This is a genomic window from Herbaspirillum rhizosphaerae (assembly GCF_046025915.1).
Taxonomy (GTDB): Bacteria; Pseudomonadota; Gammaproteobacteria; order Burkholderiales; family Burkholderiaceae_D; genus Herbaspirillum; species Herbaspirillum rhizosphaerae_A.
The window spans coordinates 1-16,701 of the sequence record NZ_JAQQFR010000022.1 but is presented as its reverse complement, the minus strand read 5'-3'; the positions used below and the strand labels follow the sequence as shown (position 1 = coordinate 16,701).

General features: G+C 57.3%; 11 protein-coding genes and 2 pseudogenes. 10 read left to right on the top strand and 3 right to left on the bottom strand.

Going from position 1 to position 16,701, the window contains the following annotated elements:
* Positions 1-7: 7 nt before the first annotated feature.
* The 3 genes from PQR63_RS23020 (at position 8) to PQR63_RS23010 (ending at position 1,885) form a co-directional block, all read left to right on the top strand.
* A complete protein-coding gene (locus PQR63_RS23020) occupies positions 8-769 on the top strand; it encodes an SDR family oxidoreductase (protein ID WP_408170544.1) in 762 nt (253 codons plus the stop codon).
* Positions 770-821: 52 nt separating this feature from the next.
* The gene (locus PQR63_RS23015) at positions 822-1,265 is read left to right on the top strand and encodes an Mpo1 family 2-hydroxy fatty acid dioxygenase (RefSeq protein WP_408170542.1); all 444 of its coding nucleotides are present in this window, start codon (positions 822-824) and stop codon (positions 1,263-1,265) included.
* Positions 1,266-1,432: 167 nt separating this feature from the next.
* Complete coding sequence (locus PQR63_RS23010) at positions 1,433-1,885, top strand: outer membrane lipoprotein (protein WP_408170541.1); 453 nt, start codon at positions 1,433-1,435, stop codon at positions 1,883-1,885.
* Between the two features lie 92 nt (positions 1,886-1,977).
* Here PQR63_RS23010 and PQR63_RS23005 read toward each other — a convergent pair whose 3' ends face one another.
* The 3 genes from PQR63_RS23005 to htpG form a co-directional block, all read right to left on the bottom strand.
* Positions 1,978-2,610, bottom strand: a complete 633-nt coding sequence (locus PQR63_RS23005) for a GNAT family N-acetyltransferase (RefSeq protein WP_408170539.1) — start codon at positions 2,608-2,610, stop codon at positions 1,978-1,980.
* Entirely contained in the window at positions 2,600-3,106 is a 507-nt protein-coding gene (locus PQR63_RS23000; protein WP_408170537.1) for an FUSC family protein, read from the bottom strand. Before PQR63_RS23000 ends, PQR63_RS23005 begins: the two co-directional genes overlap by 11 nt.
* A 235-nt stretch (positions 3,107-3,341) precedes the next feature.
* Positions 3,342-5,255 carry a molecular chaperone HtpG gene (gene htpG, locus PQR63_RS22995; protein WP_408170535.1) on the bottom strand — a complete coding sequence of 638 codons (1,914 nt, stop codon included), beginning with the start codon at positions 5,253-5,255 and terminating at the stop codon, positions 3,342-3,344.
* 609 nt (positions 5,256-5,864) lie between these two features.
* On the opposite strand from htpG, the gene PQR63_RS22990 reads away from it, so the two are divergent.
* From PQR63_RS22990 to PQR63_RS22960, 7 genes and pseudogenes are all read left to right on the top strand, one after another.
* The gene (locus tag PQR63_RS22990) at positions 5,865-7,310 is read left to right on the top strand and encodes a TolC family protein (protein WP_408170533.1); all 1,446 of its coding nucleotides are present in this window, start codon (positions 5,865-5,867) and stop codon (positions 7,308-7,310) included.
* An 18-nt stretch (positions 7,311-7,328) separates the two neighbouring features.
* Positions 7,329-8,102, top strand: coding sequence for an OmpA family protein (locus tag PQR63_RS22985; RefSeq protein WP_408170532.1), 774 nt, complete (start codon positions 7,329-7,331; stop codon positions 8,100-8,102).
* 74 nt (positions 8,103-8,176) lie between these two features.
* A complete protein-coding gene (locus tag PQR63_RS22980) occupies positions 8,177-9,481 on the top strand; it encodes an HlyD family type I secretion periplasmic adaptor subunit (protein WP_408170570.1) in 1,305 nt (434 codons plus the stop codon).
* Positions 9,482-9,588: 107 nt separating this feature from the next.
* A complete protein-coding gene (locus tag PQR63_RS22975) occupies positions 9,589-11,256 on the top strand; it encodes a biopolymer transporter ExbB (RefSeq protein WP_408170530.1) in 1,668 nt (555 codons plus the stop codon).
* 137 nt (positions 11,257-11,393) lie between these two features.
* Positions 11,394-12,269, top strand: a pseudogene (locus PQR63_RS22970) (ABC transporter transmembrane domain-containing protein); the annotation flags it as partial.
* Positions 12,270-12,497: 228 nt separating this feature from the next.
* Positions 12,498-13,109, top strand: a pseudogene (locus tag PQR63_RS22965) (ATP-binding cassette domain-containing protein); the annotation flags it as partial.
* 76 nt (positions 13,110-13,185) lie between these two features.
* Positions 13,186-16,701: beta strand repeat-containing protein (locus tag PQR63_RS22960; protein WP_408170528.1), on the top strand; the 3,516-nt coding region annotated here is incomplete at its 3' end.

Below are 16,701 nucleotides of genomic sequence, written 5' to 3'. Positions count from 1 at the left end.
ACTATATATGGGACAAACTCTGGGACAACCAGTCATTATCGTCACCGGCGGCAGCCGCGGCATCGGTGCTGCAGTCGCACAATCGGCAGCGGCACGCGGCTACGCCGTGGCCATCAGTTATGTATCGAATCGCGCGGCGGCCGACGCCGTGGTGGACGGCATCGTCAAAGCAGGCGGTCGCGCCATCGCGGTCAAGTCCGATGTGGCGGTCGAGGCCGACATCCTGCATCTGTTTCAGACCGTCGATAAAGAGTTGGGTAAGCTGACTGCGCTGGTCAACAATGCCGGCATCCTCGAACATCAGACACGTGTGGAAGAAATGACGGCGGAGCGCGTCAACCGCGTGCTGCTGACCAATGTCACCGGCAGCTTTTTGTGTGCGCGTGAAGCGGTGCGCCGTATGTCGACCAAACATGGCGGCAAGGGCGGCGCTATCGTCAACTTGTCGTCGATGGCCGCCAAGCTGGGCGGCCCGGGCGAATACGTCGACTACGCTGCCTCGAAGGGCGCCATCGATGCCTTCACCATCGGCTTGTCCAAGGAAGTGGCCGCTGAAGGCATTCGCGTCAATGCGATTCGCCCCGGTCTGATTTACACCGACATTCATGCCAGCGGCGGTGAAGCCGGGCGTGTCGATCGCCTCAAGGACGCGGTACCGATGAAGCGCGGCGGCACTGCTGAAGAAGTCGCCAACGCCGTCCTGTGGCTGCTGTCGGATGAGGCTTCGTATGCCACGGGCACCTTCATTGACGTGTCGGGCGGGCGTTGATTCAAGCCTTTTCTGTTTCGGTCATTTCCTGTCATTTTGTCTGGAGGCAGACATGAGCGTTATCACCCACCGCCGCATTGATCTCTTGCTGGCGCGTTATGCAGAAAGCCATCAGCATCCGCTCAACGAAGCGATTCACTGTATCTGTGTGCCGGCCATTGTGCTGTCGCTGCTCGGTTTGTTGTGGGCATTGACGCCGGTGCTGGCGGTCGTCGTTGTGATCGCATCGCTGGCGTATTACTTCACGTTATCGCCTGCGTTTGCAGTTGGCATGTTGGTGATGGCCGGCGCAATGCTGCTGATCTTGTCGCGTCTGCCTGCTGCCTCCGTCTTGCCGGCGTCGGTGGCGATTTTTGTGGCGGCATGGGTAGGGCAATTCATTGGGCACAAGATCGAGGGCAAGAAACCATCGTTTTTTGAGGATTTGCGGTTTCTGCTGATTGGCCCGTTATTCGTGCTCAGTCTGTTGTATCGGCGCTGGCGCATCTCCTATTAATGGAGACGCCTAGCGGGACGAATCGCATAAATCAGGATCAAGACGCGGTCTGTATTAAAATACCAATAGTTATTTGCAGCACGTGCCGCGTCTGAAAGCGGCGTTGGCAATGAATTTGCTGCAAGGACATCGCCCTGGTTAGGGCATACTTTCCGTCGGAGTTTTGCATGAAAAAATTGATTCTCATCGCCGCTATCAGTTCACTCGCAGCAGGTTGCGCCGTCACGCCGAATTCGGCCAGCGTCTATAACACGCGTCAGGCTCAGGGCGAACAAACGGTGCGCATGGGCGTGGTTGAATCGGTGCGTAACGTCACCATCGACAAGGGCGCGAGCGGTGTCGGCACCATTGCCGGCGGCGCACTGGGCGGCATCGCTGCCGGTTCTGCCATTGGCGGCGGTAACGGCGCATTGGCCGCCGGTATCGTCGGCGCACTGATCGGCGGCGTGGCCGGCAATCAGGTCGAGTCACGTATTTCCAACAAGCCAGGCCTGGAAATCACAGTACGTCTGGATAACGGCGAATTGCGCGCCATCACGCAAGATGCGGATGAAATCTTCCGTGTCGGTGAACGTGTACGTTTGTTGTCGTCGGGCCGTACTACACGTGTGACACACTAAGCATTACAAGGGATTTGGTAGCGAGGTTGAGTAGTAAAGAAGCAAAAAAACCGCCGCCGGTTCAGCCTCAACGCTGACTGGCGGCGGTTTTTTTATAGGCGTCCGTTTTCGTTTTCATTTCCGTTAAAAAGCCCGGCTGCTCCAGGCAGTCCGCCGGCAGCGGTATAGGCCGATTGCAGCAGCCATTGTTCGCGGCGTAAGCGATACAGCACATGTACGCGTAAGGGATGGCCTGCAGGCAAGCGTGGATGTTCGAAGTTTTCCTCCACGCGCGTGTGCATGCCGATACGCCGCATCACCGCTTGGGAACGCTTGTTGCCGGCCGTAGTGAAGGAAACGATTTCCTTCATGCCGAGTACATTGAAAGCATGACTCAGAACTGCCTGGGCGGCTTCTGTGGCATAACCTTTGCCCCAGACTTGCGGCACCAGGCGCCAGCCGATTTCCACCGCCGGCGCGAAATGCGCGTCAAACGGTACGCGCAACAGCCCCACAAAACCGGCAAAGCTCAGCTCACCGGGAATCTCCAGCACCCATAGGCCAAAGCCGTGTTCGCTGATATGTTCCTCGATACGTTGCACCAGATAATCGCTCTCGCTGCGGTTGAGCACCGCAGGAAAATACCGCATCACTTCCGGATCAGCATTCATTGCCGCACAAGGCTCCAGGTCGCTTTTGCGCCAAGGGCGCAGCAGGATGCGTGAGCGCCGTGGTTCAGTCGACATGGCGCAGGCGGTTGACTACGCCGATATACACGACCGTCTGGAGCAGGGCGACCGTGCTGCCGGTGATGACCTCCGCCACGCGCAGCAGGGCCAGATGCAACTCGTCATGCAAGCCGCCGCCGGCGAACGCCGCCGACATCAGAATCACCACCGTTGCCGGACCGAGGCGCCAGTTGGTGGGATAGTTTTGCCACAGCATGGCGACCAGCACTGCCGTCGTCAGTGCGATCAGCATCGACAGGAAGTTAGCGCCAAAGATAATCAGGCACAAACACGCGATGATCGCGCCGGAGATCGTATTGATAAGTCGTGCGCGAAAGTTGGCCTTGGCGATCATCATGTCCGGCTCGGTCACGATGATCAGCGAAATCATGGCCCAGTAGGGCTCCGGCAAGCCGACCGCACGCAGGCCGTACCACAGGATCAGCGAGCCGCTGAGGATCTTGATGAGATAGACCAGCGCGTTCTTGCGCGGTGAAAGGAAGTGAAATTCCATATGTGCATGTTGCGATCGCCTCCATGCAGGCAGGAGGCGGCGCATTGTGTATCGATTAATGGTGTGGGCGGAGCCGCCGGGTTTTTAACTGCTCAGAGACCGGCTTCGGCGTTCTGCGCCTCACTGTATAGGATCAGACGTCGCTGTGGCAACCGTAAACGGCTGCGGCGACCCAAAGGCCGCCGCAGTTCTTGCCTGGCAAACGGTGATGCCGTTGCCAGTTTACCGTGTAGCTTTACTTCGACGCCATCCCCAGCAGCATGTCGTTGAGGCGTTTGACGAAGCCGGACGGATCCGTCAACGCACCGCCTTCAGCCAGCAGGGCCTGATCGAAGAGGATATTCGCCCAATCGTCGAATTTCGTTTCTTCGTACTTCAGGCGTTGCACCAGCGGGTGATCCGGATTGATTTCCAGAATCGGTTTGGCGTCCGGTGCAGCTTGTCCGGCAGCCTTGAGCATGCGCACCAGGTTGCCCGACAGTTCGTCCTCATCCGCCACCAGGCAGGTCGGCGAATCGGTCAGACGGAAGGTCACGCGCACGTCCTTGGCCTTGTCGGCCAGCGAAGTCTTCATCTTTTCGACCAGATCCTTGAACTGCGTTTCGGTCTCTTCGTGCTGCTTCTTCTCCGCTTCATTTTCCAGCGAACCGAGATCGAGGCCGCCCTTGGCCACCGAAGCCAGTTCTTTGCCGTCGAAGTCTTGCAGGAAGGAAAGCATCCATTCGTCGACACGATCGGTCAGCAACAGGACTTCCACGCCTTTCTTGCGGAAGATTTCCAGATGCGGGCTGTTCTTGGCAGCATGGTAATTCTCGCCGGTGACGTAGTAGATCTTGTTCTGGCCTTCTTTCATGCGGCCGATGTAATCGGCGAACGAAGTGGTTTGCGCGTCGGACTCGTTGTGCGTCGAAGCAAAACGCAACAGCTTGGCGATACGCTCCTTGTTGGGCGCGTCTTCGCCGATGCCTTCCTTCAGCACCTGGCCAAATTCGGTCCAGAAGCCGGCGTACTTGTCTTTCTGCGCTTGCTCGTCACTGTTGGCCAACTCTTCCAGCAGGCTCAGCACGCGCTTGGTCGAGCCTTCGCGGATCGCCTTGACGTCACGCGACTCTTGCAGGATTTCACGCGAGACGTTCAACGGCAGATCAGCTGAATCGATCACACCCTTGACGAAGCGCAGGTAGACCGGCATGAGTTGCTCAGCATCGTCCATGATGAACACGCGTTTGACGTACAGCTTGATGCCGCCGCGCTTGTTGCGGTCCCACATGTCGAACGGTGCGCGGGTAGGGATATACAGCAGTTGCGTGTATTCGCTGCGGCCTTCCACGCGATTGTGCGTGTAGGCCAGCGGTGCGCCGAAGTCGTGCGAGATGTGCTTGTAGAACTCTTCGTACTGCTCCGGCGTGATGTCGGACTTGCTGCGTGTCCACAGGGCGCTGGCCTGATTGACGGTTTCCAGTTCGTCTTTCTGGACGGTTTCCTTCTTTTCTTCGTCCCATTCTTCCTTCTGCATCAGGATCGGCAGAGAGATATGGTCGGAGTACTTGCGGATGATGGATTTCAACTGCCATGACGACAGGAACTCATCTTCGCCTTCGCGCAGATGCAGGATGATGTCGGTGCCGCGGTTCGGCTTGTCGATCGCTTCGATCGAAAACTCGCCGGCGCCTTCGGATTCCCAGCGCACGCCTTCATTGGCCGGTGTGCCGGCACGGCGGGTTTCGACCGTGATGCGGTCAGCGATGATGAAGCCGGAATAGAAGCCCACGCCGAACTGGCCGATCAGCGCCGCATCTTTTTGCTGGTCGCCCGACAGTTTCGAGAAAAACTCCTTGGTGCCGGACTTGGCGATCGTACCCAGATGGGAAATCGCTTCATCGCGGTTCATGCCGATGCCGTTGTCGGAGATGGTGATCGTGCGCGCCGACTTGTCGAAGCTGACCTTGATCTTCAGTTCCGGATCGTTCTCGAACAAGGCACTGTCGTTGATCGCTTCAAAGCGCAGCTTGTCGGATGCATCGGATGCGTTGGAGACCAGTTCTCGCAGGAAGATTTCCTTGTTCGAATACAAGGAGTGAATCATCAGTTGCAACAGCTGTTTGACTTCGGCCTGAAAGCCCAGGGTCTGTTTCTCGGGTGCTGCCATGTACTTACCTCGTGAATGAAAGAGTAGTTTCTTAACCACGTCTCAGGGAATGCCTGAGTGTCGCGACCGCGTATTGTAAGGAGAATGAGGGTAGTTGGGCGATTTTCAATGGACGGTCTAAGAAATTGTTTGCGAGCAATGAAGCGCACGAACGGTCGTTTCTGTAACCATAAATTCATATTTCCCTTGAAGAAACTTGATAGAATTTGTTGTTTATTTTGTAACGCGAGCAGATAGTTTTCGATGTCTCACGTATAATTCCGCAGCAACTAAATGCCCCAAAAGAATACACAACAAGAAGATATGGCAGTTACCGGGGACGATCGAAGTCGATCTGTTTGATGGCTTGTTGAATTTCTTTCGTATGAGGGGAGGGAGGCCAGTTCCCATGCTGGTCTGTTGTATCTGACAATGACATATAGAAGAAACACGAAGTTAGTCTTTGGTGCATTGGTATTCTCGGTCGCGTCGCAGGCAATTGCTGCAGCGAATACGCCCGTAACCTTTCCGCTTCCCAGTGAAAAATTTCCCTCTGGAAAATTAAATTCTAGAGTCATTTCGCTCGCCCAAGCCAAAACCGACGAAAAGCCTCTTGATACGCCTCCTCAAATGCGAGTAGGTCCTGAAGGGGAGGCTGATTCCATTGTCCGGCCTGGTAAAACCCCGGATGCCAAGGACGAACTCAGCAACGCGAACTCCAATGACGAGATTCTGGCGATGTTGCGCCAGGCGGATTCTGGCTTCTCCGGCAGCGCCATTGATTTGCCCTCTGTAGAGGTCGAAACCGTCGATGACAAGGAGGTTCCTTTCCTGACCTTGGATCAGGTGCTGGATCTGGCGCTCAATAATAGCTACAGCTACGCCGCGACCGCCGCGCAGGCCGATCAGGCTAGCTATGCGACAAAATCGTCGCTCGGACAACTGGGGCCGACGCTCGATGTACGTACGCAAAAAGGCCGGGAATATACTTCGCCGGCCTCGATTCGCGATGAAAGCGGCAACATCATTCAAGCTGATCAGCATAAGCGCTGGGACGCAACGTTGATCGGCCGCCAGCCGATTTTTGCCCCTGGATCTTACTTTGACTTCCAGAAGCAGCGCGCCATGTCGCGCGCTGCCGATCAGCGCCTTGATGACGCGCGTGAATCGCTGTATTACGCAGCCATCAAGGCCTACTACGACGTGGTGCGCGCTTATGCGTCGCTGTCTTTTGCGCGCAGTTACGCCAAGCGCATGAATGATTTGCTCGATTACATGCGCAAACGCATGGAAGGTGGCGGCGCCAGCAAACTCGACTATGACCGCGTCCGCGGCCGCTCATTGCAGGCCGAAGCTACTGTGGCCGAGAGCGAGGGGGCGCTGGAAAGCAGCATGGTTTCGCTGATTCAATTGATCGGCCGGCGCGTACAGCAGGTGCAGGTGCCGGAGCGCATGATGCCGACTGTGCCGCCGACATCGCGTGTTGCCCTGCAGGACGTCTATGAGTCCAATCCAGGTATTCGCGCTGCGCGTAGCGATGCGGATGCAGTCCGCGAAGAGTTGAAATCGGCGCGTTCGAGGTTTTCGCCGACCTTTGCTGTCGAATGGACCCAGACCAAAACGCGCGGTGCAGGCGGCGACCCGACCTTAACGACAGATCGTCGCCTGATGCTGGTGATGACCATGAATTTGCTCAACGGTGGTTCGGACATGTACTACCAGAGTCAGATCGGTGCCAAGCTGGTTGAGAAAAGCAACACCGCCGCGGATCTCGAACGCAAGCTCAAGGAGCAAGTCGAGATCAATTACCGGACACTGGGTGCGGTGAAGAAGCGCATGGCGATCTCGCGCGACGCATATGAAACCAATGCCAACGTCGCCGATGTGTTTCTGGAGCAACTTTCCACCGGCGGCAAACAATTGCTCGATGTGCTCGACGCGTACCAGCAGGCTTATCAGACGCGCATGGATTTTGCATTGCTGTTATTTCAGCAAGCCGATATCAGTTATCAAATTTTGCGCAACACTGGCAAGGCATGGACGCCGCCCGGGGATAAATTGCCCGGCAGTAAATAGAGAAGGTCTGGGGGAACGATGGACAGTGGTAAAGAACAGAATTTCTGGCCGGGGTTTGTAGACGCCCTCTCTAACGTCGTGCTCGTCATGATTTTCGTGGTGGTTGTGTTCGTTGTGACGCTCTTCTACTACTCGCAGAAGCTGGCCGAGATTCGCGTCAACAAGATGGTCACCAAGGGCATGGTCCAGACTCAGACCGGTTCTACCAAGGTCAAGCCGGATCAGATCAATGCGCCTGAAGGCCAGGACGCTGATACCGCCCGTTTGAAGAGTGAGAACCGCGACAAGTCCGATCAGATCGAAAAGCTCAGGCGCGAAATTTCTGAGCTCAAGACCAGGCAAGCGGCGCCGCCGCTGCAAGCCTCAGCAGGCAGCCTGCGCAGCGATGCCGGCGCCAGCGGCAACAACAATATTCAAGTGCGTGTCGAGAAGGCGAAGGAAATTGCACCAGGTCTGTCCATTGCAGGCGGTGACAAGGCCGTGGTTCTGAACTTCGACAAAGATGCCACCGAGTTGAGCGCAGAGAGCGCCAAGACGCTCGATGCCAGCATCGGCGAATGGGTCAAGAAGGTCAAATCAAATCAAGGCAAAATCGTCATCACCGGCGTGATCGGCTCGGCTGAGTTCAGCGAAGCGCGCCGTCGCGCCTACTACCGCACCGTCGGCGTGCGTAACCATCTGATCGACGCCGGCGTCGAGAAAGAACGTGTAGTCAGCCGCGTCGCCACGTCGGAGAACACTGCCGAGAGCAACGCGCGCGTGATCATTCAATATCAGGCAGGTGAAAAATGAGCGGGCTACCCAACGACAAGCTGCGTTGGGACCTGCGTCTGCGACTGCAGTTACGCCGTCGCAGCTATCAATGGATGCGCCTGATCGCGCCGAAGGTTGATGCCCCACTGGGCGACCACCAGCAATTGCCGCGTCCGCGTCTTTTCATCCTTATTACCGTGGGCGTGTTGCTATGCCTGCTGGTGTGGTCATGGTTTGCCAAGATCGACATGGTGGTGCGCGGTGCCGGCCGTATCGTTGCCTCTGAACACAATCAGGTGATCCAGCATCTGGAAGGCGGCATCGTCTCCGCCATCCTGGTGCGCGAAGGCGCTGCCGTGAAAAAAGGCCAGACGCTGATTTCGATCGCTGACGTGCGCGCCAATGCCGATCTCGGCGAAGGCAACGTCAAGATTCTCGGCCTGCGCGCTCGTGTGGCACGCCTCAAGGCAGAAGCCAGCGGAGCACCGTCGGTGACCATGCCGCCGGATCTGAAGAACGACGATCCTTCGGTGCAAAGCGAGCTTGCTTCTTTCACTGCGCGCCAGTCCAAGCTGACGCAAGAACTGAGCGTGTTGCGCGAACAGTCTGCGCAGCGCCAGGCGGAAGTCGGTGAAGCCGCCAGCCGCCAAAAGAGCCTGATCTCCGAATACGATCTGGCGCAGCGCCAATACAAGCTGGTGCACAGCATGTTCGAGCGCAATGCCGCCTCGCAGCTGGAAGACATCCAGTCGCTGTCCAAAGCGCAGGATGCGCAGAGCCGTCTCAGCGCTACCAATGCCATGATCCCGCGCTTGAATGCCGCCATCGCCGAAGCACAGGCCAAGATGGGTGAAGCCTCATCGCGCTTTCGTGCTGATGCGCGTAGTGATCTGACCGTCAGCGAAAACGAACTGGCGCGCCTGCAGGAAGAAATCAAGTCGCGCAATGACCGTGTCTCGCGTTCCGAAGTGCGCGCGCCGATGGATGGCGTGGTCAACCGGGTGCTGATGAACACCGTCGGCGGGGTGGTCAAGCCCGGCGACGCCATCATTGAAATGACGCCGACTGACGACAAACTGGTGATCGAAGCCAAAGTCTCGCCGACCGATCGTGCCCAATTGATGACCGGTGCACCCGCACGTGTGAAGGTGTCGGCCTATGACTATGGCGTTTACGGTTCGATGAAGGGCGTCGTGACGGAAGTCAGTGCCGATACCGTGCCGGAAGAACGTGGCGAACGTTTTTATCGCGTCAAGATTGAAGTGACGCGCGATCCGCGCGAGATCGACCATAGCGTAGCGCTGATGCCAGGTATGACCGCCACCGCCGACATGATTGTCGGTCGCCGCACCGTATGGCAGTACCTGATGTCGCCGCTGAATCGCTTTGGCCAGACCGCGCTGCGGGAACCGCGCTAAGTCTGGATGCATGATGGGCCAGCCATGATGGCGTCATGAGGCCGCAATGAACAAGCTGTATTTTGATTATTTAACTATTTGTTTTCCTTTTTTCGGAACCTGATCGTATGAAAAACCTGCGCAATTTTTATGCACTCGCTGCGATTCCGTCCATGTTCTTGTTACTGGGCGGCTTCCTGTTCAGGGATTTCGTGCTGCATGCGATCCGGATCAATCCTTTCCTGAACCTGTTCATCATCAGCGTGGCCGTGTTCGGCGTCTCGCTGATCGTCTACAACATCTGGCGCGTGAACTGGGAATACAACAAGCTCACGCTGTTTTACGCCCGCGTCAATGGCGGTGAAGACATGATGGAACTGGCCAAGGCGCCGGAATTCCAGAACAGCGAAATCGGCAAAGTGCTGACCAGCGTCGCCAGCACCAAAGGCCGCCTGACCTCGCGTATCGAACAGGAAACCATTGAACGTTCGCTGTCGGATCTGGCGGCGCATCTGGAAGCCAAAACCGAATTCCCGCAATTCCTGACCGGCTTCATGATCGCGCTGGGTCTGCTCGGTACCTTTATCGGCCTGCTGGAAACACTGGTAGGCACGGCTGCACTGATCGACGGCTTCGGCAAGGCGACGCAGGGCGGTGACATGGATGCCTCCTTCATGCATCTGGTGTCCGACCTGCAAAAACCGCTGGCCAGTATGGGTACCGCGTTTTCGGCGTCGATGTTCGGTCTGATCGGTTCGCTGGCATTGGGCCTGACACTGACACCGTTGCGCGGCGCCGGTAAAAAGCTCACCGGCCGTGCGCGTGAATGCATCAGCGAGATGGTGCAGCACGTCATTCACGACATGAGTGGTCCCGGCGCGGGGGCTTCCGGCCGTCAGGGCGTATCGGAGCAGTTTCTGGCCGAGTTCCTGCAAGACTTGATGGTGCTGCAGCGCGAATCCATCATGGCGTCGCGTGCCAGCTCGGAATCCTCGATGCAGGCCGGCATCAAGCTCGAAGGCATGAATGAAAGACTCCAGAACATCGTCGAACTGTTCCATGCCAGCATGGACGAATCGAAAAATCTGCGCCAGTTGGTTTCCTTCGGGCCGCGCATGCATGAAGTCGGTCAGCAGACGCTGGAAGAAATCCGCAACGTCGGCCAGATCATCAATCAAAAGATGACTTCGGCACGCGACCTGACACAAAGCCTGTCGCTGCTGGAAGAGCGCCTGTCGGTCAACGGCGATATCGCCCTGCGCAGTTTCGACATGCTGCCGAAGATTGTGTCCACGATGGAAAGCGGCCAGATGTCGCTGTCTTCGGCGCTGACATCGCTGCAGGCGCAACAGTCGGAAGCGGCCAACATGACCGAAAAAACTGCGCAGCACATCGCGCAGATGCCGACCTTGCTCAATCAGATTTCCATCCGCATTGCCGACGAACTGGGCGCCATCCAGCATCAGGGCGAAATCCACTCGACCGTGTCCGAGCGTCTGGGCGAGCTGGGCAAGGCCATTGGCGAAAACTCCAGCAACATGACGCGCGATGCCTTGTCGTCGCGCCAGCTGCAGATCGACCTGGCCAAGCACATGGCGATGATGAACGATCGCGTCAAGAACCTCGGCGCGATCCCGACTTCGATGACCTCGATCACCGAAGCGCTGATGCGTCAAAACATCAACACGCAAACTGTTATCGACGAAATGCGCACTGGCCGTGTGACTATGGTCAAGGATTTGCGTCTCGAAATCCGCGAAGCCCTGCGCGAAATCTCGGCTTCCAGGAACACTTGATACGCAGAGCAGCCTGAACATAACCCGAACCTGAACCTGAACCTGAACCTGAACCTGAACCTGAACCTGAACCTGAACCTGAACCTGAACCTGAACCTGAACCTGAACCTGAATCCGAAGCCGAAGCCGACAATCTCATGAACGAAAGCGACCAAATCTACGTCGATCAGCCGCAAGCCGATTTGCGCTCCCTGCGCAAGGATCCGGTGTATCTGACGTTGATGCGCGCCTACGGCAGCCGCTTCGTCGAGATCATCATCGCCGGTGTGCTGATCAATGTGTTCGGTCTGTTCATGCCGATTTATTCGCGTCTGGTGTACGACAAGGTAATCGGCAACCACATTCCGGAAACCTTGTGGGCGCTGACGCTGGGCATGGGTTTGTTCATCGTGCTGGAGCTGATCCTGCGCGTCATCCGGGTGTATTACGTCGAACAACTGGCAGGACGTTTCGACATCGAGTTCGACGGCACCTCGGTGCGCCGTTTGCTGGAGTCCAAAGTCAATGCGCCGGTCGGCGTGGTGCTGGCCAAGTATCGCGATCTCAGCAATGCGCGGGACTTGCTGTCATCGAACTACATGCTGGTTCTGGTCGACCTGCCATTCTTGCTGCTGTATCTGGTGGCGGTGGGCATGATCGGCGGCCATCTGGTGTGGGTCATGCTGGTGGGCGGCGCGATACTGGTGAGCGCGCAACTGCTGTGCAAGATTCCCGCTACCGACTACGGCAACGCCGCGTTGAAATCCGGCATCGGCAAGACCGACAAGCTGGCCAGCCTGGTGTTCGGGATGGAAACCCTGAAGACCTCGCCTTTGCAATATCGCCTGGTCAAGACCTTCCTGTCGGATGCTGCCGACAACGCAGTAAGCCAGGCCAAGAGCCGCTTCTGGATGAACATCGGCTACGCCAGTTCGGCCGTCGGCAATACCTTGATTTCTGTCGGTACGCTGGTGGTCGGCGTATATCTGGTCGAAGACAATCAACTGACCGTCGGCGCACTGATCGCCAGTTCGCTGCTGATCAGCCGCTCGACTTCGATGATATCGTCGGTGGCAACGGTGCTGGGACGGCTGGAGATGTTCAAGCGCGCGCGCGCTGCGTTCGAAGACATGTTCGACGACGAAGATTCCCAGGAAGTCGCCGACGTCTTGCGACAAGACATGAGCGGCCTGATCCAGGTCATCAACCTGACGCTGCATCTGGACAAGAACGAACGCCCGGCGCTGGACAACATCTCGCTGGAGATCAAGCCCGGTGAAAAGGTAGGCATTGTCGGCCGGTCCGGTTCCGGCAAGAGCAGTTTGCTGCGCGCTTTGGCCGGCTTGCACAAGGTCGAGCCGGGCAACGGCCAGGTATTGATCGACGGCGTCGCGGTGGCGGCGTATGCACCGCCGGTGCGCATGCGTTGCATCGGTTACAAGCCGCAGGAACCGTTCATTTTCGACGGCAGCCTGGCTTCCAATATTTTTGTCGGCGACCGCGTCGACAGCAAAGTGTACGAAGCAGCACTGGCCGTCTCCAGCGTCGACGATCTGATCGCGCGCGGCGAACTGCGTCTGGATCAGATGCTGAAGGCGCCGGGTAATCTGTCCGGCGGGCAGCGGCAAATGGTGGCGCTGGCGCGCACCGTGGCCGGCATGCCGACCGTGATGTTGTTGGACGAGCCTACTACCGGCATCGATCTGGCGACCGAGGCGCGCATCATCGAGCGGCTTCGCGCGTTTTCGGCGCAGCGCACGGTGGTGATTGCGACGCACAGCACAGCACTGCTCAAACAGATGGATCGCATCATCGTGCTCAACGACGGCAAGATCGTCGCGGATGGGCCGAGTGCGCAGATTTTGCAGCAATAGCTGCAGTGATATTGAACAAACTGAAGCAAACAAGAATTCGTGAATTTGTGATCAGACTCCGATAGCGAGGCTCACCATGGCAACTGCAGTTACCCCAAAACCGACGCCGGCGAAATCCGGCAATGCGGCCAATGCTGAAAGTGGCGCGAATGGTGCCGCGAACACTGCTAATCCCGTCACCGGGTCGGCCAGTGTGGCGATGCCAGATCAGGCAGGCAGTTTTCACCTCAACGTTCCGCGCAGCGCTGTCAAGCATGTGCAGGTGGTGGATGTCGACATGGTGCTGGAGATGGCGGACGGTAGCAAGGTCGTGCTGGCCGGCGGTGCGCTGGGGGCCATGGATGACAACTCCAAGGTCATTTTTAACGATGCTCCGCAGAACACCTCGGGTTTGTTTGATCTCGTGGGCAAGATTCCGCTGGCGAACAGCGCTCAGTCGAAGATCCTCAATTCTGATCCCACTGCTGATTCTGCAGCGGACAACCATTTCACCTCAAACAACAATGCTCAGGTCAATCCGGCTGCTACCAGCCAGTTGGCGAAAATCATTCAGGACAATGCCGGTTCGTTGACTAGTAACGGCTTGCAGAATCTGGCCTTGCCATCGATTCCGAATCCGCCGGCACCGCCGGTGTCGGACAACATTCAGGCGCAGCTCAAGCTGGTGTCTCCGGTAATTCAGGAGCGTCCGGGGGCGGCGTTGGCGGATCCCGTGAAGGGACCGCAGTCGCCGGCGATGAGTCTCAACCTGCTTAACGTGGCCACCACCACGCAGGTCGGTAGCGTGCTGTATGGCAGCGGCGGAAATCCTGGGTCGGCCACCGACGGTTCAAGTCTTGCACAGTTCTCGACGCAGAAAATTATTGCCGGCAATGACGTTCATACCATTTACGCCACTGGTAGCGCGACGCAAAGCGATTTCGTCAAAATCTTTGAAATCAACATTACCGGTGACGGTATTGTGCAATCGGTCTTGATCTCGGGTGTGCCGTCGAACATGACGATCCTGAACGCGACCAATCTTGGCAATGGCAGTTATCTGGTCACACCGACGAGCGCAGGTCAAAAAACATTTGACCTGCAAGTTCAGTACAGTACGGCGGCAGCCAGTCCTACAACGCCGACGGCCGGTACATCAATCATCAGCTTCGACACCACGGTGGTGACGAACGATGGTCCCACCCATCTGCTGGATTCCCGTTCGGTGGTTATCAAAGATGCCAGTGTTTATACCGATCTGATTTATCTTGATCCCAGGAACGGTAGCAGCGTCTGGGTTTTGCCAGCACAGGGTACGCCGCATGAGATTCATGCCGGCGATGGTGGCGTGACCATTTACGGTAGCAACGCCAACGATTTGATCTATGGCGGTGCCGGAGCCGACACCATCATCGGCGGTAGCGGCAACACCTATTTTGAAGGCGGCGCCGGTGCAGATATTCTCACCGGCGGCACGCAGGGCGTCAATACAGCAGGTTACAAGACGTCCACTGCGGGCGTGACGGTCGATCTGACGACGGGGCTTGGTACCGGCGGCGATGCGCAAGGCGATGTCCTGAGCAACATCCAGAACCTGATCGGCAGCGCCTACAATGACACCTTTGTCGCCAACAACAAGGTCAATAATCTCGATGGCGGCAGCGGCGGCTCCGATACCGTGTCGTATGCAACGTCGACTTCGGGCGTGACGGTCAATCTGATTACCAACACCGGTAGCGGCGGCTATGCCGAGGGTGATACCTATGTCGCTATTCAGAATGTGACTGGTAGTGCATTCAACGACATCTTCATCGCCAATACGCTGGCCAATCGTTTCAACGGCGGCAGCGGCGGCTCCGATACAGTGTCGTACGCAAGCTCGACGGCTGGCGTCACGGTTAACCTGAGTACTGGCGTGGGCGCAGGCGGTTCGGCCGCGGGCGACACTTACGTTCATATCCAGAACATCATCGGCAGTGCCTTCGACGACACCTTCATCGCCAATATCGACGCCAACAGCTTCGACGGCGGCACCGGCGGGCAGGATACCGTGAGCTACGCCAATTCGGCGGCCGGTGTGTCGGTCAACCTGGTGAGTGGTCGTGGCGTCGGCGGTGATGCTGAAGGCGACACCTATAATCGTATTCAAAACGTCATCGGCAGCGCCTTCGACGACGTCTTCATCGCCGGCCCCGACAGTCACACGTTCAACGGCGGCAGCGGTGGTTCCGACACCGTCAACTACGGGGCATCCAACGCCGGCGTCACGGTCAATATGGTCACCATGACTGGCACCGGCGGGTACGCGCAGAACAATAGTTACGTCAACATTCAGAATGCGACTGGCAGCTCCTATTCGGATACCTTCATTTCGGGCGTGGGGGCCAATCATTTTGACGGTGGTCTGGCGGGTTCGGATACCGTGAGCTATGCGCTGTCCAATGCAGGCGTCACAGTCAGCCTGTACGACGGTACGGCCAGCGGTGGTTATGCGCAGGGCGATACGCTTGCACATATTCAGAATGTGATCGGCAGTAATTTTGACGATACCTTCATCGCCAGTTCGGAAGTCAACAATTTCGAAGGTGGTGGTGGCGTCAATACCGTGAGCTATTTCTATGCCACGGGTTCGGTGGCGATTGATCTGACCAATACTATCGGCACCGGCACCGGCGGCAGTTTGTATGCCAACGGTGACTCCTTCTCGCATATTCAGAACCTGATCGGTGGCGCGTCCGACGACACCTTCATCGCCAGCGCCGACGCCAACAAACTCGATGGTGGGGTGAGCACCGCAACTTCGCACAATCGCGTGAGCTACGCGGCATCGAATGCCGCTGTTACGGTGGACCTGAATTACACCAACGGAACCGGTACCAGCGGCGGCTATGCGCAGGGTGATCAACTGCTCAATATTCAGGATCTGACCGGCAGTAATTTCAACGATACTTTTGTCGCCAACGCCGCCAACAACAACTTTGACGGCGGTGGCGGATCGAACCGAGTCAGCTACGCCGCTTCGAACGTTGCAGTTATCGTCGATCTGGTCGATGGTACCGGCTCCGGCGGTTATGCAGCAGGCGACACTTACGTCAATATCCAGAACGTCACGGGCAGTGGGCAGAGCGACACGTTCATCGCTAGCGCTGCAGCGAATGCCTTTGACGGCGGCAGCGGCGGCAGCGATACGGTCAGCTATGCGCGTGCCAGCGATGGCGTTGGCGTCACAGTCAATCTTGCAACAGGCAATGGTAGCAATGGTTTTGCCGCCAATGATACCTATACCAACATCCAGAACATTATCGGTTCGTCGTACAACGATATCTTTGTTGCCTCGAATGACGTCAACCGTTTTGACGGCAACGGCGGTTCGGACACCGTCAGCTACGCATCGTCGGCTGCAGCCGTAACTGTCGACCTGGTAGGTGGAACGGGTACGGGCGGTTCTGCGCAGGGTGATACTTACATCAACATTCAGAACGTGATTGGTTCATCCTTGGACGATCTGTTCATCGCGAGCACTGCCGCCAATGCGTTTGACGGCGGAGTCAGCACGGCGACTTCGCACAATCGCGTGAGTTACGCAACATCGACGACTGGCGTCACGGTTGAT

Excerpts from the sequence above, each read along its gene's own strand:
- PQR63_RS23020 (WP_408170544.1), top strand. The coding sequence starts at position 8 with ATGGGACAAACTCTGGGACAACCAGTCATTATCGTCACCGGCGGCAGC.
- PQR63_RS23015 (WP_408170542.1), top strand. The coding sequence starts at position 822 with ATGAGCGTTATCACCCACCGCCGCATTGATCTCTTGCTGGCGCGTTAT.
- PQR63_RS23010 (WP_408170541.1), top strand. The coding sequence starts at position 1,433 with ATGAAAAAATTGATTCTCATCGCCGCTATCAGTTCACTCGCAGCAGGT.
- PQR63_RS23005 (WP_408170539.1), bottom strand. The coding sequence starts at position 2,610 with ATGTCGACTGAACCACGGCGCTCACGCATCCTGCTGCGCCCTTGGCGC.
- PQR63_RS23000 (WP_408170537.1), bottom strand. The coding sequence starts at position 3,106 with ATGGAATTTCACTTCCTTTCACCGCGCAAGAACGCGCTGGTCTATCTC.
- htpG (WP_408170535.1), bottom strand. The coding sequence starts at position 5,255 with ATGGCAGCACCCGAGAAACAGACCCTGGGCTTTCAGGCCGAAGTCAAA.
- PQR63_RS22990 (WP_408170533.1), top strand. The coding sequence starts at position 5,865 with ATGCGAGTAGGTCCTGAAGGGGAGGCTGATTCCATTGTCCGGCCTGGT.
- PQR63_RS22985 (WP_408170532.1), top strand. The coding sequence starts at position 7,329 with ATGGACAGTGGTAAAGAACAGAATTTCTGGCCGGGGTTTGTAGACGCC.
- PQR63_RS22980 (WP_408170570.1), top strand. The coding sequence starts at position 8,177 with ATGCGCCTGATCGCGCCGAAGGTTGATGCCCCACTGGGCGACCACCAG.
- PQR63_RS22975 (WP_408170530.1), top strand. The coding sequence starts at position 9,589 with ATGAAAAACCTGCGCAATTTTTATGCACTCGCTGCGATTCCGTCCATG.